The organism is Phytobacter sp. MRY16-398 (assembly GCF_003925915.1).
In the GTDB taxonomy this organism is placed as follows: Bacteria; Pseudomonadota; Gammaproteobacteria; order Enterobacterales; family Enterobacteriaceae; genus Phytobacter; species Phytobacter diazotrophicus.
The window spans coordinates 835,081-854,886 of record NZ_AP018756.1 but is presented as its reverse complement, the minus strand read 5'-3'; the positions used below and the strand labels follow the sequence as shown (position 1 = coordinate 854,886).

At 50.1% G+C, this 19,806-nt stretch carries 16 protein-coding genes and 4 pseudogenes; 4 read left to right on the top strand and 16 right to left on the bottom strand.

The features are described 5' to 3' along the window. Positions 1–70 precede the first annotated feature (70 nt). Positions 71–345 (top strand): annotated as a pseudogene (locus MRY16398_RS30835) (phage integrase family protein); the annotation flags it as partial. A gap of 110 nt (positions 346–455) precedes the next feature. Beyond that, a protein-coding gene (locus MRY16398_RS04100; RefSeq protein ID WP_087451024.1) for an IS3-like element ISSen4 family transposase occupies positions 456–1,576 on the top strand; the annotation gives its coding sequence in 2 pieces (ribosomal slippage) (positions 456–714 and positions 714–1,576; 1,122 coding nt in all). Between the two features lie 30 nt (positions 1,577–1,606). On the opposite strand, the pseudogene MRY16398_RS04095 reads toward MRY16398_RS04100, so the two are convergent. From MRY16398_RS04095 to MRY16398_RS04045, 11 genes and pseudogenes are all read right to left on the bottom strand, one after another. After that, positions 1,607–1,813 (bottom strand): annotated as a pseudogene (locus MRY16398_RS04095) (DNA topoisomerase III); the annotation flags it as partial. A 17-nt stretch (positions 1,814–1,830) separates the two neighbouring features. Then, on the bottom strand, positions 1,831–2,547 hold the full coding sequence (locus MRY16398_RS04090; protein WP_125123881.1) for a PFL_4669 family integrating conjugative element protein: 717 nt from the start codon (positions 2,545–2,547) through the stop codon (positions 1,831–1,833). A gap of 313 nt (positions 2,548–2,860) precedes the next feature. Next, entirely contained in the window at positions 2,861–4,075 is a 1,215-nt protein-coding gene (locus MRY16398_RS04085) for an STY4528 family pathogenicity island replication protein (protein WP_125123880.1), read from the bottom strand. A 75-nt stretch (positions 4,076–4,150) separates the two neighbouring features. Next, positions 4,151–4,381, bottom strand: a complete 231-nt coding sequence (locus tag MRY16398_RS31370; protein ID WP_125123879.1) for a ParE family toxin-like protein — start codon at positions 4,379–4,381, stop codon at positions 4,151–4,153. Further along, entirely contained in the window at positions 4,368–4,970 is a 603-nt protein-coding gene (locus MRY16398_RS04075) for a DUF2857 domain-containing protein (protein WP_125123878.1), read from the bottom strand. The genes MRY16398_RS31370 and MRY16398_RS04075 overlap by 14 nt, the downstream gene beginning before the upstream one ends. A gap of 84 nt (positions 4,971–5,054) precedes the next feature. Beyond that, positions 5,055–5,777 (bottom strand): DUF7168 domain-containing protein, encoded by a 723-nt coding sequence (locus tag MRY16398_RS04070; RefSeq protein ID WP_458575210.1) that lies wholly within the window; start codon positions 5,775–5,777, stop codon positions 5,055–5,057. A 13-nt stretch (positions 5,778–5,790) separates the two neighbouring features. Continuing rightward, positions 5,791–6,042, bottom strand: coding sequence for a TraR/DksA C4-type zinc finger protein (locus MRY16398_RS04065; protein ID WP_125123876.1), 252 nt, complete (start codon positions 6,040–6,042; stop codon positions 5,791–5,793). A gap of 3 nt (positions 6,043–6,045) precedes the next feature. Next, a complete protein-coding gene (locus MRY16398_RS04060; protein WP_125123875.1) occupies positions 6,046–7,695 on the bottom strand; it encodes a ParB family protein in 1,650 nt (549 codons plus the stop codon). Continuing rightward, a complete protein-coding gene (gene dnaB-PI, locus MRY16398_RS04055) occupies positions 7,692–9,053 on the bottom strand; it encodes an SPI-7-type island replicative DNA helicase (RefSeq protein WP_125123874.1) in 1,362 nt (453 codons plus the stop codon). The genes MRY16398_RS04060 and dnaB-PI overlap by 4 nt, the downstream gene beginning before the upstream one ends. Further along, positions 9,053–9,967 (bottom strand): ParA family protein, encoded by a 915-nt coding sequence (locus MRY16398_RS04050; protein ID WP_125123873.1) that lies wholly within the window; start codon positions 9,965–9,967, stop codon positions 9,053–9,055. Before MRY16398_RS04050 ends, dnaB-PI begins: the two co-directional genes overlap by 1 nt. Before the next feature lie 419 nt (positions 9,968–10,386). After that, a pseudogene (locus tag MRY16398_RS04045) lies at positions 10,387–11,538 on the bottom strand (IS3 family transposase). 154 nt (positions 11,539–11,692) lie between these two features. On the opposite strand from MRY16398_RS04045, the gene MRY16398_RS04040 reads away from it, so the two are divergent. Then, entirely contained in the window at positions 11,693–12,208 is a 516-nt protein-coding gene (locus MRY16398_RS04040; RefSeq protein WP_125123872.1) for a hypothetical protein, read from the top strand. A gap of 189 nt (positions 12,209–12,397) precedes the next feature. Here the strand turns inward: MRY16398_RS04040 and MRY16398_RS04035 are convergent, their stop codons facing one another. From MRY16398_RS04035 to MRY16398_RS04025, 3 genes are all read right to left on the bottom strand, one after another. Further along, positions 12,398–12,892, bottom strand: coding sequence for a hypothetical protein (locus MRY16398_RS04035; RefSeq protein WP_232034376.1), 495 nt, complete (start codon positions 12,890–12,892; stop codon positions 12,398–12,400). 64 nt (positions 12,893–12,956) lie between these two features. Further along, positions 12,957–13,448 (bottom strand): GNAT family N-acetyltransferase, encoded by a 492-nt coding sequence (locus tag MRY16398_RS04030; protein WP_125123871.1) that lies wholly within the window; start codon positions 13,446–13,448, stop codon positions 12,957–12,959. Beyond that, a complete protein-coding gene (locus tag MRY16398_RS04025; RefSeq protein WP_125123870.1) occupies positions 13,445–13,738 on the bottom strand; it encodes a type II toxin-antitoxin system TacA family antitoxin in 294 nt (97 codons plus the stop codon). The genes MRY16398_RS04030 and MRY16398_RS04025 overlap by 4 nt, the downstream gene beginning before the upstream one ends. 600 nt (positions 13,739–14,338) lie before the next feature. Between MRY16398_RS04025 and MRY16398_RS04020 the strand changes: the two genes are divergently transcribed. Continuing rightward, entirely contained in the window at positions 14,339–16,528 is a 2,190-nt protein-coding gene (locus tag MRY16398_RS04020) for a TonB-dependent siderophore receptor (RefSeq protein ID WP_125123869.1), read from the top strand. A gap of 73 nt (positions 16,529–16,601) precedes the next feature. Here MRY16398_RS04020 and MRY16398_RS04015 read toward each other — a convergent pair. Both MRY16398_RS04015 and MRY16398_RS04010 read right to left on the bottom strand, forming a co-directional pair. Then, positions 16,602–16,742, bottom strand: a pseudogene (locus MRY16398_RS04015) (type II toxin-antitoxin system TacA family antitoxin); the annotation flags it as partial. Between the two features lie 141 nt (positions 16,743–16,883). Continuing rightward, entirely contained in the window at positions 16,884–19,781 is a 2,898-nt protein-coding gene (locus MRY16398_RS04010; protein ID WP_125123868.1) for a LamG-like jellyroll fold domain-containing protein, read from the bottom strand. Between the last annotated feature and the right edge of the window lie 25 nt (positions 19,782–19,806).

Below are 19,806 nucleotides of genomic sequence, written 5' to 3'. Positions count from 1 at the left end.
TTTAAGAATGAATTTCTGGCTCGGTTGGTTTCTTCATCCTTGCCGGTTTGTGTGTTTTTTCTAAAGCTACTCAGATAAAGCACGCATCTGGCCCACCACTGCTCGTACCGTTCGCACCTAGCTTGCGAAAGCCGTGGCCACCGCAGCGGCCTACTACATAACCTTCTCTGTACCGGTCACGCCATACTCGTTCCGCCTCGCCTACACAATGCATATGCTCTACGTTGGTATTCTACTGACGGTAATGGCGAGTAAAACATCAGCTCAACAGAATTGTATAACAAAGTTTTTACACCCGATGTCGCTGCGCGTCACCGGATCCAGTTTCATATGCCCGGTACATAGGCAATCGAACAATCAAAACTATTAATGCCGTTATGTAATTGACCTGCTCCCCGTTGATTAGTACACCCCGATGTTAGTAATGTCTTCATAAGCCACATGAGGACATCCCCATGAAGAAGCGTTTTTCCGACGAACAGATCATCAGTATTCTCCGCGAAGCCGAAGCTGGGGTACCCGCCCGTGAACTCTGCCGCAAGCATGCCATTTCCGATGCCACGTTTTACACCTGGCGTAAGAAGTATGGCGGTATGGAGGTGCCTGAAGTTAAGCGCCTGAAGTCGCTTGAGGAAGAGAACGCCAGACTCAAGAAGCTGCTTGCCGAAGCCATGCTGGATAAAGAGGCGCTTCAGGTGGCTCTTGGGCGAAAGTACTGACGACAGACCAGAAGCGGGAAGCCGTGATGTTGATGTGTGATGCGACCGGTCTGTCGCAACGTCGTGCCTGCAGGCTTACAGGTTTATCCCTGTCGACCTGCCGCTATGAGGCTCACCGTCCGGCTGCTGATGCGCATTTATCAGGGCGCATCACTGAGCTGGCACTGGAGCGCAGGCGTTTTGGCTACCGTCGTATTTGGCAGTTGCTGCGCCGTGAAGGGCTTCATGTTAATCATAAGCGCGTGTACCGGCTTTATCACCTCAGTGGCCTGGGCGTAAAACGCAGAAGACGTCGTAAAGGGCTGGCAACAGAACGTCTGCCGCTGCTCCGTCCGGCGGCGCCCAATCTGACCTGGTCGATGGATTTCGTCATGGACGCACTTTCCACCGGTCGCAGGATCAAGTGTCTTACCTGCGTCGATGATTTCACAAAGGAATGCCTGACGGTCACTGTTGCCTTTGGGATTTCAGGCGTTCAGGTCACGCGTATTCTGGACAGCATTGCACTGTTTCGAGGCTATCCGGCGACGATAAGAACTGACCAGGGGCCGGAGTTCACTTGCCGTGCACTGGATCAATGGGCCTTTGAGCATGGTGTTGAGTTGCGCTTAATCCAGCCGGGCAAGCCAACGCAGAACGGATTTATTGAGAGCTTTAACGGACGATTTCGCGATGAATGTTTGAATGAGCACTGGTTCAGCGATATCGTTCATGCCAGGAAAATTATTAATGACTGGCGGCAGGATTATAACGAATGCCGCCCGCACTCCACGCTGAATTATCAGACACCGTCTGAATTTGCAGCGGGCTGGAGAAAGGGTCATTCTGAGAATGAAGATTCCGACGTTACTAACTGAGTGTTGTATCTAATCGTGGGGGCAGGTCAGAGGCACGATAGGCAATGCACTGATATTCCAGGGTTTGCCGAACTCTTTACCGTATGCTTCCGGAGGAGCGGTTTCCAGAAGGTGGCCGACAGCCCAAGTGACAGTTTCTCCGGGACCGGAGATAAACCCGTCACCACGTTTCGTCAGACCAAGAACACCCGCCAGGTCTCGACCCTGTGAGGGTTTTTCGCATATGAATAGCCGCATGTTCCCTCCTGATAGAGTTATAAGACCTTATGTCGCAGGCGAAGGAGGTTAACGCTGGCTTCATTAATCTGAGGCGAGAAAGCTGAACGTTTTTGGCCAAGCAAAATTTCTATGTTAGGTTCTCCGAAATCTGTGCAGGCTTGTCGCCAGACATCATTGTTTTCTACAGCATCAAACCTGGTAGCAGGTACCTGGCGGTAACGTAATACCACCCCATAGATTTCACGTAAAAGGCGGCTGCCATCACTCAAAAAATCGTATCTCTGATTACGAGAGAGAATGCCGTAATGTGAGGCTTGTAAAACACGTTTCGCAAACTGATCAAATCCCATCAACAAAAAGACACACCGGTACCCAAGAGGTGTTCCACTGAAGACTGTCAGATCAAGTGTTTCACTGGCCTGAGCATCAGAAATCGATACTCCCGTGGGTATCTGTATGACTTTATCTAATCCTGTCAACAGTCCGTTCATTTGTGTCGAGGCATCCTCAATTTTTTTCTCTAGCTCGAACATCGCCACATCTGCCCAAGGATTGTTTTGCAGAGAGTCCTTATTAATCTGTGTAGCCCGATGTAAAAACTGAGGCATTCCCATTATGGGTTGCTTACCCTTTTTACCGTCCTCTCCTCTCTCTGCTTTTCGCCCTGTCCACAACCCGATTGCATAATTGGTGTGAAGCTCGATCTTCAGCTCAGACTGAAGAGAACCGGCTCTGCTTTTACTGTCTGCCATCGTTGCCACCTGTAATCAGTTAAGATGAAGCGGCATAGTCCTGAATTTTCGACATTTACAACAATCTGAAACTCATTTTCTGTTCGGAAAAATTCCATGCTGTTACTTATTTAATCTTGCTGCGCCCCGCAGCAAGATTATTTTTTAACCACCTGCAGTTCTAACCGATGCAGTAATCACTTCGGCTGTAAAATATTTACTGTTTGAAAGCATTTCGCAGTATGTTTTTTGACCTTGCTGCGCCCCGCAGCAAGAATACTTTTCAACCATTAAATTTTATTGCCCAGTCTATTAAAAATCACTTGCAAGGGATTTAAACAAGCCTGGCGCGAATTTCCGCTAATGCAGCCCTAACCTGCTCCTGAGAAGCTTTGTGTTCTGGAAGTCTGAGGTCAGGTTTAACCAAAGTAGTACCTGCTGTAAGGGCACTATTTGTTCCGTTTGAGCTCTGCAGAGCGGCTTTAGGCGCAACAAGTTCACCTGCTCTGGCACGCTTGAGCATGGTAAACATCCAGCCAACTGGATTACTGATTTTATTCTGGGCAAGTTGTTCGCACAGCAGCTTTAGCAGAAGCTCGGACATCTCAGTAGGCAGGCCACCGAGTTGTTCGAGAAGCATATCGCGATCCTCGTCACTCAAACTTGCCAGGAATGTTTCCGGCAGTTTGATATCGACTGGTACTACGTACGTTTTTTTAATCACACTTTGTGTGAAAGAACGTACGTTACGGTTCGAATTTCGAACCCCGGTGTAACTCCTTGATTTATTACTGAGTTCGGATTCCGAACCCGGTAAAAAACCGGTGTATTCACTACTGAGTTCGGATTCCGAACTCAGTGAATTCTGTTTGTTTTTTAAGTTTTTCTTACTGGGTTCGGATTCCGAACTCGGTTTAGTGTCTTGCCCCTGCTTTACGGGTGTTGAAGGTGAACTGAGCCTCCCTTCAATCAGTGCCAGTCGACTGTGGCGGTGGCGCATACCCGGATCCTGCAAAATATCATTGAGTACCGTTAAGGCCGTCAAACGAACGGATTTGTTTTTGCTATTACAGCTGGTTTCCAGTAGCTCCAGCCAGCCAGGATCAAATGTCTCGCAATCACGTAGTCCCAGCGGCTCATCATGCTGGGCGTAAATATTGCCTCTGACACGTCCGTGGCCATCTCGCACACGCTTACACAGACTCAGCCAGCCCGTAAGCCGAAGCATGAGAAGTGCACGACTAACAGTTTCCCTGGAAGCTTTTTCAGCATGTGGGGAGGCAAGTTGCAACTGCAGCTCGTCGTAAGTGGGGAATATCGCCCCCTCATTTTGCTGGGCATATAGTCTGATCATAACCCACGCGGTTTTATCGAGCGGAGAGAGCCGGTTATCAAGAAACAGGCGACGCGGAAAAGCATCATGCACATTTCCGACAAAAAGAAGACCGCTACGCTCCTGGCTCACATCGCCGGCACAGACTCGTTGCTCCAGGTTTTTCTGCATACGTGACAGTGTCAGCGACACGATACTGTCGGGAGGTAATCCCATCCTTTGCTCCTCTTTTAAAAAACCGTGGCAGAGCGCCGGGCACTAAACCCGGCACTCTGCTTTGGTGGTCGCTGCCTACTTACGTATTTCGCGGTTATAGGTTTTGTGATCCATGAGCAGCCACTGATGGCCGCCATCCTTACTAAGCAACCGCCAGAATGGCCCCACGTTCATTTTTAGATAACCGTTTTGCTCTAACCTGCAGAAGACTTTTCGACCAGCACGAAGGGATTCCATGAGTCTACCCGCCTGTCTACGAACGGCGGGAGACACCTGTTGCCGGTGGCTGAAATCAGACAATTGCATTAGGCCTCCGACCGTTTTTGTGCACTTCCAACTGACGTGCTTCACGACACCACAGGCACACTTTGGTCCAGACAGCTGTCAGTGAAACATCATGCAGCTCACTGGCCAGCATCATTACTTCCAGCGCCTGATGTGAATCCGGCGAATCCAGTCCGGAGGCTTTCCAGTGCTCCCAGACGGCATTGTCCTGGACTTCCGTCAGGGACTGGGTTCGTCCCTGGCGTGTTTCAATCCCTATGAGACGGCGGCGCGAGCTGACCTCAGAGGGTGAAAGACCGAAATATTTATCCAGCAATTCCATGCTGCCACCGAGTTCAAGAGTCCGATCGATCATCAGAAGCCGCTTCGCTTCGTTACGAGCCTGGTTGAGCATCAGCCAGAAGTTGTCGTGGTTAATCTGGAAGTCCAGCACCGATACATGCGACTGATTGAGGTAGTGCAATTCATCAATACTGAGCTGGCTCAGCGCGCGAATTTCTTCCAGGGACATCCCGATGGATTCACAGCGGCGCACATTTCCGGCTTTAATATCCAGCAGCAGTGCTGAAAGGATCGTCAAAGTTGCCTGGGGTAAATTGAGCTGGCTCACAGTAAACCTCCTGTATTTATCTGGCCTGCAACAAGAAACAAATCCACAACCCAGCCTGTCAAACAGGCTCCCCATAACAGAACGTTAGTCATGATGTGCCTCTCCAGAACCAATCGAATCAAGCGCCCTGCCACCATTCAGGCCGTGATGAATTTCCGCGTTGCTACCGGAGACCCATCCAGCAATGCGTGCTGACTGGTCACCCCGGCAGGCTTTGGCCTCACGAACAGTAAGTGCAATGGTAGGATTGTCTTTAAGACGGTGAGAGAGCCAGTGCTGCAAAGCGCTACTTTCTTCTCCGGTGGGAGCAAAAGATTTAAGCACCAGCCAGACGCCAGTAACCCAGCCTTCGCGGAACTGATCGGCTCGGCTACGTAGAGTACGGAGGAGAATCCTACGCCCTTTATAAGTAGCCATATGTCGCTCTGTACTGATACGCAACTGACGTTGCAAGACTGTAAAAATATACTGAGCGACTGACGGCCTCTCACGGAAACCATAAAAATGGACAGAGCGCCGCTGCCGTTGGTGGCCTGCCGCTGTCGTATGTACGTGCCAGCCAAACCAGCAACGGCATCCCGAGGCCATGCAAACCACAGTGGCCAATGAACTTAGCCAGGCGGGTACTTTGCTGGCATTACTGACAAGGTTGTAGCAAACAGCCTCCCGAATCTCCGCACCTGCCAGCATCTCAGCCGACAAGTTGTGACGGAGCATGAGGCGCTGGGCTAGCGCCAGTGCACGTGCTGCTTCATGCTGATTGCTGTTCCGAGTCCCCAGAGCCATAAGGCGCTGGATACGTTGCATTAGTTTAAGGTCATCATGCATGATGACCTCCCCGCGTCCCGGAGAAATGAAGGCTGTAGCGTTCTTTAACATCCTGGCAGCCTGCACACAGCGTAACCCCGGGAACAGCTTTTTGACGCCCCGGAGGGATGGGGGCGCCGCATCCCTCACAAACCGTACTGGAGGGTTGTCCGGTGTGCACCTTTGCACGAACGGCATCAATGCCACGCTGGATAAACAGAGCCGTACTAGCCTGTGCCATTTCATCATTCAGATCTTCAGACATCAGTTACTCCCCCCTGGCAGCATCGCGCTGCAACTCACGCAACCTGCGGATCACACGAATGAGCCGCAGCGCCTTAACAACATGCACATCATCAAGAACAGGCGTATCGCCCACCGACTGAGAGCCGATGAAGTTCAGGCAGAACATGAAGTGATTAAATTCACGATTCGGTACCTGCCCTGAGATGCCTGCGAGGAAAAGAGCAAACTCACCACTGCTTTCAGAAACGCTAAAACCCGCAGAGCCAGCAGATTTATCTTCGGTAACGCCGCCAACACAACCCATTGCCTCGGTCAGTTCAAATGCCAGTCGGTAAGACATGTCCTGCAGATGCTCAACGTCATCCAGAAGCGACGGGATATGCCAGATATCGGTAACCGGCTCCAGTCCGGTTGCTGCAAACGCTATGGAACTGACAGGCCCTTCGTCTTTACCAACTTCATGGAAAGCCGATTCAAGCGCGCCAGAAATGACAGACTTACCGCCATAGAGATCATCCTGAATCTCTACCTTGGAGGTGCTGCCAGTGTTAACACTGTTGCTCTCCGGAAGTGTTAAATCCTCTGCGTTTGCAGGTGCAGGTTCGGGGCGAGACGGCGTCTGGAGGGTGCCTGAACGTAACCCAACGTTGGGTTGTGATATGCTGTCCCCGGGTGGCAACACTGTTGAATCAGGGAGATCAGGGCTGCCTTGAGCAATTGTGCTGGCGGCACGCTCAGGCATCGTAGTGAGAAAAGGTGTGGGAGGTGGCTCGCCAAACTGCTCGCGGCGTTTTTGCTCTTTCGGATCCAGTTCAATCAGCCAACGGTCATAATTGAGGCTTGGGTGTGGGAGCGCGTTTAGAAGCTGCCCGATGAACTCATCACGGAAAAGCTCCAGCGAAAAGTTATCGGGTTCATTAAAGGCACAGCAAGCCGAACCAAAAACATCATCCAGAGTTGAGTCAGGCTTAACATCATTACAGAAAGACTTCCAGACTTTGTTAGCAGATGAACGCAATCCCAGCAGAGGTATAACTTGTCCTCTGCTCATACCGGACTCAAGCAACTTTGGCATATGAGGGTAGATATAATTCAGCGTATCTTCCATCCGGCTGATACTAGAGTTATCAATTGGATACCCTTCCTGATTAAGCAAATCAGAAAGCTCACGCAACGTGACAGTTCGCCCAAGTTGTGACTCCCATATCACCCTCGCTTTGTGCACCCCGAATGCTTTTTCTATATAGCTAAGATCACCACGAACTTCGTTCTCAGCCAGATGACCAATGAGACTCTTAAGCCGCCCCTGCCAAGGTTTGAAGATGGTATGAATGCGATAAAAACCTTCATCTCCTGTCTCTTGCCAGAGTTCGCATAAAATCTGGTAACGAGTGTTCCCGCCATCACTAAAGATGAACACATCCGGATAATCCGGGTTGCGCGTCACTTTCGGTACTGAGTCCATCCCACGAGCCCTGATAGACGATTTTATTTCGTCATAGCGAGGGTTACGGCTAGTACGAGGGTTGTCAGGGTTCGGGCGTAGCTGGTCGAGTGTCAGCACCATCGCCATTTCATTGACTGGTAAGGGTATTGCCGGAGTCTGAACGGCAACTTGAGGAGATTTACCCCGCATCAGCATGGCTGCACCTAAATCACGAACATTGCTCATGCGTGGCTCCTTGCAGATGATTCAAACTGCGAAAAACGCGTGTATCGTCCTTCAAACTGCAACTTAATCGTGCCGAGTGGTCCCTGACGCTGCTTACTGATGATGATTTCAGCAAGCCCCTTATCCTCACTGTCGGCGTGGTAAACTTCATCCCGGTAGATAAATACGATCAGGTCAGCATCCTGTTCCAGCGCGCCGGATTCACGTAAATCGCCGTTGTTAGGGCGCTTATCCTGACGGCTTTCAAGCGCCCGATTGAGCTGGGAAAGCGCAACGACCGGGCAAGCCAGCTCTTTTGCCAATGCTTTAAGGGAACGGGAAATCTCAGAGATTTCCTGCGTGCGGTTTTCCTGATCCGGGGCTCGCATTAATTGCAGGTAATCAATCCCAATGATGGAAGGTGCGCCATAACGGCGTGCGTTACGACGCGCTCGAATACGTAACATGGAAGGTGTAAGGCCGCTGGAATCATCGATAATCAGACGGGATTCCAGCTCAACAAAGGTTTTATAGGCATGAGAAACCCTTGCCCAGTCCTCATCACCCATCTGGCCGCTCTTGAGGCGAGTCAGGTCCACATTTCCCACTGAGGAAACCATGCGCATGAGGATTTGCTCTGTAGGCTGCTCCAGGCTGAAGAACTGGCCCCGTGAATCCTCTTTTTTCAGTAGGTGATTAAGAAGAAGGCTGAGGAGAAAAGCTGTTTTACCCATAGAGGGACGGGCAGCGATTAAAATAAGATCACCCGCCTGCAACCCACTGGTCAGTTCATCAAATTGATCAAAACCTGTGGGTGCACCAGTGATGCCGTCCGGGATGCTGAAACGGCGTTCAAGTTCGGTCAGCAGCTTCGTCATACCGTCGATAAGTGTCTGCGCCTGTTGAGGCTCTGCGCGTTCTGCAAGTCGGGTAATTTTCTGCTCGGCGTCTTCCATAATTTGGGCAATATCTGCCCCGGGTTTCGTAACAGTTGCAATGATGTCTGCGCCGATACGGGCCAGCTGTCTTGCCTGGCTGTACTTCGCCACAATTTCACAGTAGGCGACGATATTCGCAGCGCTGGGGGTGTTTTTAGACAGTTCGGCCAGATAAGCGAAGCCCCCAAACTTCTCCAGGCCTTTTTCGTTCTGATTTTCAAGGCTGTCAGAGAGGGTAATCAGGTCAATCGGCTTACCTGCGTTGATAAGACGAGCCATTTCTCGAAAGATTGTTCGATGAACGCCGTAGTAGAAATCATCACTGCTGACCAGCAGCAAAACTTCATCCCAGCATTCATTATCCAACATCAAGCCACCGAGAACCGACTGCTCCGCATCTCTTGAAAACAGACCATCAGGTGAGTGTTTATTCTCAGACATTATGCCCCCTCACCTGCTTTGGCTAATGCATCAAATTTGTCCTTCCACTCAGGGAATAATTCAGTCGCCAGTTGATACATTGAGGCGAATGCAGAATCACTTTTACGGCTCGTATTTTTTTCAAGACGATGCACCGGCACACCTTTTACGTGGCCATGAACATAAATGGTCAGGTCATAAATGCAGGTGTTCAGGAGGTCGATGTGAATTTTGTCGGCATGCACGCTGTAGCGTTTTTCCTGAACGATTTGTTTGACCTGTTCAAGTGTTTCTACCGACAGATTGTCGTAGTCCATGCAATTGATAAGCAGTTTTGTTTCGGGGAGCTGAATCCCAAATGCACTGTACGGAAGCAGCTCTTCCATCAATGCTACAGTACCGCGCATAAACTCCCTGACATCAGGGAGAATAGGTTTTGCAACTCCGACCATTTCACCCGATGAGGCCAAGATAATCAGCTCAGACATTACTGAGCGTGATCCCTGCGAATCGATAATGATCACACCGTATTGACTAAAGAGTGGATGCATGAGCGCATTACGGAGCCGAACGCGGCCATCAGCTGCATTTAACATCGCTGTAGGAAGAAAATTACGGGGGTCGTTGGATACGATAATATCCAGGTTATCGATCGTTGTACGAGAGATGAGATTGTCAGGGTTTGAAAGGTCGGCTGTCTGCATCAATAGCTCGTACAGACCGCACGGGGCTTCGTAGCTAAGGGGAAAGATGCTACTGGCAGTTGGCTGAGCATGGTCGCCATCGAGCAATAGAGTTTTTATACCTGCATCAGCAAGGAAACCAGCCAGATTGGCGGACTGAGTAGATTTACCTTCACCACCTTTGGTTGATACTACAGGCAATACCCGAGGTTTATGCGCGCGGGCAGTATAATCGATTGAATTTGAATGCATTTCCACACCTGATTAGTAATCAGGATGCGGTCTAACAAAATAAGATCATCAGCCAATAGAATTTAACAATTGAACACGGGGATTGAAAATCCCCGTGTCCTTGGTTCGATTCCGAGTCCGGGCACCACTATTTATAAGGCCTCGCTGAAAAGCGGGGCTTTTTCCTTTCTTCGCTACGGTAGATTTCTGATCGTTGCAGCACGTTATTTGGTTGCTGGATTCTTCGTCGTTTTCTTAGTTGTTCTTTGCTTTTAAAAATATCTATACCCTCTAACGCGTCTATCTCTTGTCCCCCAGCTACGGTCTTTCTACGATCAGTTAAGGTTTCTCTCATTTCTAGTTGTTCATAATGATGCAACAGCGCGGGGGAAGCGGGGGAATTGGCATTTTGATCCTACCCACGTAATGTGGACACAGCCCTAAGCGAGGTTCTGGTTTTCAAATTGTTCCGGACTGAGACCGCCACAGGCACTGTGACGACGCCACCGGTTGTAATCGCACTCAATATAATTAAACACTGCTGTCCGCATTATTTCCCGGCTGGCAAACTCCTCTCCGTGGATACATTACACCTTCAGCGTGTGGAAGAAGCTTTCCGCATAGGCATTGTCGTAACAACAGCCTCTGGCGCTCATACTGCCCTGTAAATTATGGCGTTTCAGTAAGCTCTGGTAATCCATGGAACAGTACTGACCGCCGCGGTCGCTATGCACGATGACATTTTCCGGACGTTTACGCCGCCACAACGCCATCTGTAACGCATCGCAGGCAAGTTGTGCCGTCATCCGACCAGCCAGTGACTGACCGCGACCACAGGTCGATAACCACGGCCAGATAAAGCCGACCTTCACCGGTACGAAGATACGTGATGTCACCCACCCACTTCTGATTCGGGCCACTGGCGTAAAAGTCCTGCTTCAGCAGATTCTCTGAGACTGGCAGACCATGTTCACGGTAACTGACCGGGCTGAACCGGCGCGAAGCTTTCGCCCGCAGTCCCTGCCGACGCAGGCTGGCCGCCACGGTTTTTATGTTATACACCCGTCCCTGAGCACGAAGCTCATCCGTCAGGCGTGGCGCACCATAGCGCTGTTTTGCGTCACTGAATGCCTCCCGGACCACGTTATCACAGACAAGACGGAACTGCTGACGCCGGCTTATCTGATGACGACGCTGATGCCAGATGTACCAGCCGCTACGGGCAACCTGAAGTACACGGCACATGGCTTTGATACTGAACTCAGGCTGATGTTTTTCGATGAAGACATACTTCATTTCAGGCGCTTCGCGAAGTATGTCGCGGCCTTTTGGAGAATGACCAGTTCCTCAGCTTGTCCTGCCAGTTGACGCTTAAGACGGGCTATCTCAGCGGACATCTCTTGTTCGCGTTCAGAAGAAGAGTGCTGATTTTGCTGTTTGCTTTGCCAGTTGTAGAGCTGTGATTCATACAGGCTAAGCTCGCGGGCGGCTGCGGCCACACCAATGCGTTCAGCCAGTTTCAGGGCTTCGTGACGAAATTCAGGCGTGTGCTGCTTACGTGGCTTTTTGGTAGTCGATACAGGCTTTGTCATGTGAGTCACCTCTGATTGAGAGTTTACTCACTTAGTCGCGTGTCCACTATTGCTGGGTAAGATCAAACATCCAATATCAACAAACTCTATTGACGATCTCATCAGTATGGAATGCAATAGCGACGATACATATTTAAAAGAAAAAACAACAAGCATGTCCTGGATGATTCCCACCTTAATGGGATGGTGTGTAATCCTGAAAAAGGAAAAAGGATATCGCTCATTATTAACAGGTATAAAAGAATCATATACTAAAATATGCTCTCAGCTATGGCATCCAACGAATGACCTTTATAAACATCTTTACTTTCATCCGGCACAATCCTTCACTGGTGAGACCGAGGCACCAATAACATTTTCGGATAGTATGAGTGATTATAAGAACAGAATAGATGAGCTACGGGAAAACGAGCGATATAATATTTTCAAAGATTCAAGTGCGGTACAGGCAGGTTTAACTATACTCGATTTCATTGCCTGCCGACATTTTAGAACACCTGTACCCCCTGTTCTTTGGTATGGAATGCAAAAAAACAGAGTGATAACTGACATTTTTTGTATTTTATATCACTTCTCACCGATGGGCAGTATCTTGAAGCCCATTGGTACCTTTGAGAAGTATCTTTTGATTCATGATGTTCCCAGCCTGTTCTTTACTAAAGAGTTTTAATCCAGAGCGTCTGCTTAAGTAGAGATAACTGATATTTATACCGTTCAGTCACTAATTTTAAAGCAATTGCGCCAAGAGACATGCCAAAAATTAATGCCCAGACGAACCCTAGCCAGATATCAGCATAGCCAGAAAAACCGTCCCCCCAGAGAAAAAACGAAAAATTAACATTCCATCCAAAAAGTTCTTTCATAAACAGAACCGAAAATGCCAGTAACGCAAATACCGCTGTTTTCTCACCAAAAAAGACTTTGACTCGATTTTCATTGGCGGTAATTTTTTTATCAGTTGAAATTCTGCGTACTGGAGTTCATTTGCATCATAGCGGCTCAATGCTGCTACATGCCCTTCATCTTCCTGAACTTCCTTCAGAAAACGAGTCAAAGTCATTGTTTTCCATTTAAATAGACCTAATAACATCAGTACTGGCTCAACTAATAAAGTAAATATTCCACTCAGCATCATCAAAATGAATAAAAATTTACTCACTAGGATGAATAGCTTCTCAGGAAAAAATGTGTAGATCCCAAGAGGGAGTAACATTAACAGTAGGAAAATAAAACTAACGATCAACCCACGTAAAGAAAGTCTTTTAGCTAGAAGCTCTAATGGATCGGCCTGATTTAATGTAGTGCGCTCGCAACGATTCAAATATCCCAGTATTTCATCAACCCGATACAACATTTCTATTCCCTGAGTAATTTTATCTAAGCATAGAATTTAATGCAGAATGGTAGAAATATATCTGCTAAATACTCTCCACCAAATCCCCCAACGTCACCATCAACATCATCGGATCCATCGGCGACGGCTCAAACCCCACCCGCAGGTAAAACTCCCGCGCTTCATCCGACAGGGCGTGCACCAGCATCCCGCGAATGCCGATAGTCTCCGCCACCTGAATAACCCGCAGCCCGGCGTCGCGAACCAGCGCCCGCCCGACGCCCTGCCCGTGCAGTGATTGATCCACAGCCAGACGTCCCAGCACCACCACCGGGATCGGATCGGGCATATTGCGACGAAAGCGACCGGGGGCGGTGTTGGTCGTTACCGCGCTGGACGCCAGCGAGTAATACGCCTGTACGTTAGAATCGCTGCCGCAACATACAAAGGTACGCGATGCGCCAGTGACCTGATTTTTCATCGCCCGTTGTTTGAGCCACTTATCCATAGAATCCATGCCGCAACAGAACGGGGTAAGAATATGCCCGGTATGAAGCGGTTCTGGAGCAGAGATCATTTTTCCTGCTCCCACGGCGCAGGGGTCTGCATAGTTTTACGCAGTGCAGCGTTAGGCGCAGGCGCCTGATCTAGACGAGCCAGAAACTCCTCATAAGCCTGCGGATCGGCCATAATGATGCGTTGCTCAATCAACGCTTCCTCAGCGGCAGCGCGGGCGGCTTCCAGCACAAAGTCAGTGCGGTTTTTCCCTCTGGCCTTCGCTGCCCGGTCGATAAGATCACGCTCGGCGGGCCTGATGCGCAGATTCAGAGTTTCGCGTTTCATCGCCATACTGTTTGCGGCTGGCATGGTGTTGTCCTCCTGTGTTTCTGTGGATATTAAGTATACAACACGCGTAACGCAGATGTCATTACGATAAATTTTGAAGGAATAGACTCAGAGTATCGAACCGAAAGGTTTTCTACTTATCTTTATCCACCTTTATGATTTTCAAGAGGAAATGAGGGTCACCCTCTGGGTCTTGACAATAAGTAGCACAAGAATTTTTGATAGAAATCAAATTGGTAAGTAATTAAATGTTCCCGAGTCCGGGCACCGCTATTCAGAGAACCTGCCCACAAGGCGGGTTTTTGCTTTTGGTTTCCCCTCCTCCTTCAGGCAGAAAATCGGTGTTAGGGGGAGCATTCCCTCTCTTTCCCGGATGGCGGCGCAAGCGCCTTATCCGGGCTCCCCCCCTTTAACTCTAAAGACTCGTCAAACATCACATTCCCGCACCATAAACCACATAAAAATCATGCCATTAGGGAAATATTTTTTAACATAAACTGTTTACATGGTAACGATAATTCATATCATCTTGATAATCACTATCACCACTAAGGTGATGCGCTTGCGGCACGGGAGAATCAACGCCGCCGTACCTTTGGATTAATCAGGATTACCACAATAATGAAACCTCGTTACTTTTGGACGTTAAGTCCTTGTTTACTGATAATGTTAAATGCTAATGCCGCAGCTGAAGGTCAAAAAGAAGAGACACTGGTGGTGGCCGCCAGCCGTGCGAATCACAGCATTACCGACATGGCGCAGACCACCTGGGTCATTGAACAGGCAGAAATTGAACAGCAGGTTCAGGGCGGTAAAGAGTTCAAAGAGGTGCTGGCGCAGTTGATTCCCGGTATGGATGTCAGCAGCCAGGGCCGCACCAACTACGGTATGAATATGCGTGGTCGTTCGATGATGGTGATGGTCGACGGCGTGCGTTTAAACTCCTCGCGCAGCGACAGCCGCCAGCTTGATTCAATCGATCCATTTAATATCGCCCGCATTGAAGTTATCTCCGGCGCAACCTCCCTCTATGGCGGCGGCAGTACCGGTGGTTTGATCAATATCGTGACTAAAAAAGGCCAGCCGGAAACAGAAGTCGAGTTTCAGACCGGCATGAAGACGGGCTTTAACAGCCATAACGATAATGACGAAAACGTCGCGGCGGCGGTCAGCGGTGGCAACGACAATGCGTCCGGTCGTCTGTCGGTGGCGTATCAGCGCTTTGGCGGCTGGTATGACGGCAAAGGCAATGAGGTCAATATCGATAACACCCAGACCGGCCTGCAGTACTCAGACCGTCTGGATGTTATGGGCACCGGTACGCTGAATATCGACGCTCATCAGCAGTTGCAGCTCACCACTCAGTATTACAAAAGTGAATCCGACGGTAAGCACGGCCTGTACCTCGGCGAGAACTTCTCGGCGGTAACCGGTTCTGGCAAAGCATACAACAAAAACAACCTCGACTCCGACCGCATTCCGGGCACCGAGCGCCACCTGATCAACCTGCAATATTCAAACACCGATTTCTGGGGCCAGGACCTGCTCGCGCAGATTTACTACCGTGATGAAAGCCTGACGTTCTACCCCTTCCCTACCCTCTCCGGCGGCCGGGTGACCAGTATTGGCGCATCGCAGCAAAAAACCGATTTCTACGGCGGCAAGCTGACCATCAATAGCAAGCCACTGGAGGATTTAACCCTGACATGGGGCGTGGATGCCGAACATGAAACTTTCGACGCCAACCAGCAATTTTTTGACCTTAACAAAGCGGCGGCCAGCGGTGGCATGAAGCTGGACAACGCCTGGAACGTCGGGCGTTATCCGGGTTACAGCATCACCAACCTCGCTCCTTTCCTGCAAAGTAGCTACGACATCTCCGCTATCACCCTGAGCGGCGGCGTGCGCTATCAATACACAGAAAACCGGGTCGATGACTTTATTGGTTACGCGCAGCAGCAGGCGATTGCCACAGGCAGAGCCACCTCAGCAGACGCGGTGCCGGGCGGGAAAACCGATTACAACAACCTGCTGTTTAACGCAGGCATTCTGGGTCATCTGACGGATCGCCAGCAGTTGTGGTTTAACTTCTCACAAGGCTTTGAGATCCCGGATCTGGCGAAATACTACGGCTCCGGCACCTACCAGTTGAGTAATGGGCACTATCGTCTGGTCAACAGCGTGAACGTCAACGACTCAAAACTCGACGGTATCAAAGTCGATGCGTATGAGCTGGGCTGGCGTTTCACCGGGGATAATCTGCGCACCCAAATTGCTGGTTACTACTCACTTTCTGACAAAACCATCAACATCAATAAAACCGACATGACCATCAATATTGAAGATGACCAGCGTCGTATTTATGGTGTTGAAGGCCAGGTGGATTACTTCTTTACTGATAGCGAGTGGAGCACCGGCGCGAACTTTAACGCCATTAAATCGCAAACCCGCGTTGACGGGAAATGGCAAAAGCTGACGGTCGACAGTGCAAGCCCGTCGAAAATGAGCGCATGGGTCACCTGGGCGCCGGGCGACTGGACACTGCGTCTGCAAAGTACCCAGACCTTTGATCTCTCTGACGAAGCCGGTAAGCACATCGATGGCTATAACACCGTTGACCTGTTAGGCAGCTATGTACTGCCCGTGGGCAAGCTGAGCTTTAGCGTCGAAAACCTGCTGGATGAAGATTACACCACCGCCTGGGGACAACGCGCACCGGGCCTCTATAGCCCAACCTACGGTGCTGAGAACCTGTATACCTACAAAGGCCGCGGTCGTACCTTCGGCCTGAACTACTCGGTATTGTTCTGATGGCCGCTGCCGCCTGCGATGTGGGCGGCAGTTTTTGCCAAGAGCAGCTTCACTCCTTGAGTCGTGCGAAGCCTGCGCGGACAACGTCAAGAACGAAATCAGTTCGGTTCTTACCTCTGGCTTTCGCGGCACGATCAATTAGCTCCCGCTTCGCAGGTTTGATGCGTAAATTTAACGTTTCGCGTTTAGCAGAAATGCTATGTGAAACTGGCATAGTTAATTGCCCTCTCATTTTCTGAGCGTTAAATACACACGATGTAACGCTAACGCCATTACATGCGCACCTGACTCATTAAAAAACCCGCCCTGATGAACTGAGGGCGGGTTTGAGTTTTCTTGCGAGACAATTCAACACTCAGTTCTTCGAACCCCAGACAAATGCGCCCTGGTCTTGCGGACCGGTTCCTTTATAGACACACAGGTTGCCGTCATCCTGCATAATCAGGAAGAATTTGCCACCGTCGGCAAGCCGCTGTGTACCCCAAAGGTATTTCCCCTGGTTACCCATGGTACCAAAGTAGGTACAGAGGTTGCCGTCGGCTTGCACCACTGTAAAGAACTGTCCTCCCGGCCCCGTTTTCTGACTGCCCCAGACATATTTACCCTGATTATGGGGTGTGCCCTGATAAACGCAGAGGTTACCATCGGCCTGCATGATGGCGAAATATTGCCGATTGCTGGAAATCAACGTGCCATTCACCCCAAGCGGTTCCATCAGCGTGAGGTAATTGCTGCAGATATCGCTTGAGCCCGAAATACTGTGGGGGCCGGAATATTGCCACAGCGGGTTCCAGTACGAATTGATCATCTGGCTGACCGCATCCTTCCCTTCTACAAGATAATCAATCTCCGAGAGGAAGCCTGGGTAGAGATTATCGGAACCGACCACATACACCTCGTCATCGATAATCATAATCTTGGCGTGGTTGCCCGGTGCCGAGGGCACTTTGGAATAGATGTAACCACTGGCGTTGATCACTGCCCAGGCGGCACTGCCGATAACACCTTTCACCGGTGGCTCAACGGAAAGCGGCGGCTGTTTCAGGGTTGCCGTGTAACCTTCGGGGCTCAGATCCGGCCATTTGTAAGTCACCCCCTCCTGCGTTTTGTTCGCCGGGACTTTATCCGTGTAATACAGCGGCGCGATATGCAGACGTTTCAGGGCATTAGCACGTATACCGCCAGGGTCGCTAATGGGCGCATCCGTGGCGACATCATGCGTCATGTAATACTCCATCAGCTCGAATGTTCGGGAGGCACCAGAACCAAAAGAATATTGATCGCCCGCCGCGCCAGCCCCGGCATCCAGCGGCGAAACGACAATTTGCACCTGTAATGCCGTATTATTCAGTAACGCCTCCAGCAGCCACTGACAAACTTTATGATCGGACCAGTTTTTCTTCCATGCGCTCACCAGGTCCATCTGCGACATACGAATAGTCTTTTTGGCATGCTTGATGAGCTGTTCTTTCATGATCTCTGCCGCTTTCTGAAAGCTCGTTGCCGGGTCAGGGCCATTCCAGTATTTCCCCAGCACCAGATTACGCGTGGCGAGTTTGTACTCTTCAAATCCGGCATATTTCGTATAGATTACACGTAGCGGGAAGACCGGAAGTTTCAGATCCAGCAGCGTTTTTAAATCCTGATCGCGAATGTCCAGGCTCGCCGGGGCGTATTCCTCATGGTTTACCCCCTGTTCGCCGCCATCAGGCTGAACGCCCCCCTTATGAAGGGCAATAATCGCTTTTTGCTGGCCCTCGAGATAAGCCGCAACATCAGGTTGCACGAAGGGGTCGCGAGGTAATGTGGGATCGCTATCCTTGTTTTGCCAGCTCAGGTTGCTTACGTTCAGCGTCTCTTTGGTAATCAGGTCTTTGCCGCATACCCACATTTGATTTAGGAAAAGCTGCGACCCCTGCGCAGGCTTGCCGTGGACAACCACCGACACATCGTGCACGGGAGGATAGCTGCGAAACAGATCCATATTCAGGTTATGTCCGCCAACCAGTGCCGATGTGCCATCCATGCTGATAATTTTGGTGTGGTTCCACGTCATTTTCGTGTCGTCGACACCAATCACTGCGCTACCAAACACTTTGGCCTGAATCGCCGAAATGATCCCGGCACCGAGCCGATAGAACCGCCCCATCCAGATCTCGGGCATCACTTCCCACTCTTTACCGCGCTCCTGAATCAGGCGAATCAGCCCCGCTTTAAACTCGGTATAGTTAGCCGGTTCGCCAACCGGCGTGGTGGGGGTCTGGCCAAAAAAGAAGCGGAACTGTGTCGGCTGAGTTCTGCCCATGCGTTGAGTTAAACAGGTATCAATGGCGCCAAAAATCACCCGCTGCCAGTCCGGGTCCGGACTATTTAGTGAGGACACATCACAACGAAATTTGGTTTTTTGAATGATTTCATCAATGGCCCGGGAGAAATCCCTTTGTCGATTACGGGCCTGGGTCATAATATCCCGCCCGAAATCCATTCCCCAGATATGGGGCGTATCCATAATACGAATATACGACGGGCCGCTTAACTGATTGAAATAGCCTTTAACGGCCTGTTCAACCCGGTCGATAAAAGGCATATCCTCACCGGAAAAAACGCCGGGGGCGGAATATGCGACAGCGCCAACGGGGCTCGCATTATTATGGCTCGGTGACTGGTCCGTCGCATTCTGTCCGGCGAAAGTGTAATAAGTCACCAGGCCTGGCTCCGTGCCAGTCAGCGGTTGATTCATTTGCGTGCTAATTTGCGCTGCGGATAGTGCAATATTCCAGACGCGAACTTCATCGAGCTCGCCATTAAATTGATTATATTGTTCTTGTCGTTGCGCCGTGGCCCCAATGTACAGTGGCAAGGCGTTATTCACGTTGACAGGTGGTGTAATATTGTTTTTTGGGCTTGATGAAACTAGCGTGCCATCTACATAGACAGAGAGCTGGCTGTTCTGACGAACACCCGTTAAAAAATGCCAGTTTCCATCACTGATATGGGTGGCAACCGTATTAATTTCATAGAAGCCAAATCCATTATCCGTTGCGAGTTTAATCAGACCGCCAGGTTTAATGACCAGCAAAAAACCACCGTTACCGGCACCGCCTTCGGTTGCTTTGCGTGAAATAACGGTGCCGGATGCGCGGGTTTTTACCCAGCACTGAAGCGTAAAGTCACCTGTGCCAAAATTATAAACCGTGCTATTTGGCGCAGACAGATAAGACGGATTTCCCACTATATTGAGTGCATAGCTCATGATAATCTTTCCTGTGAATGATAAT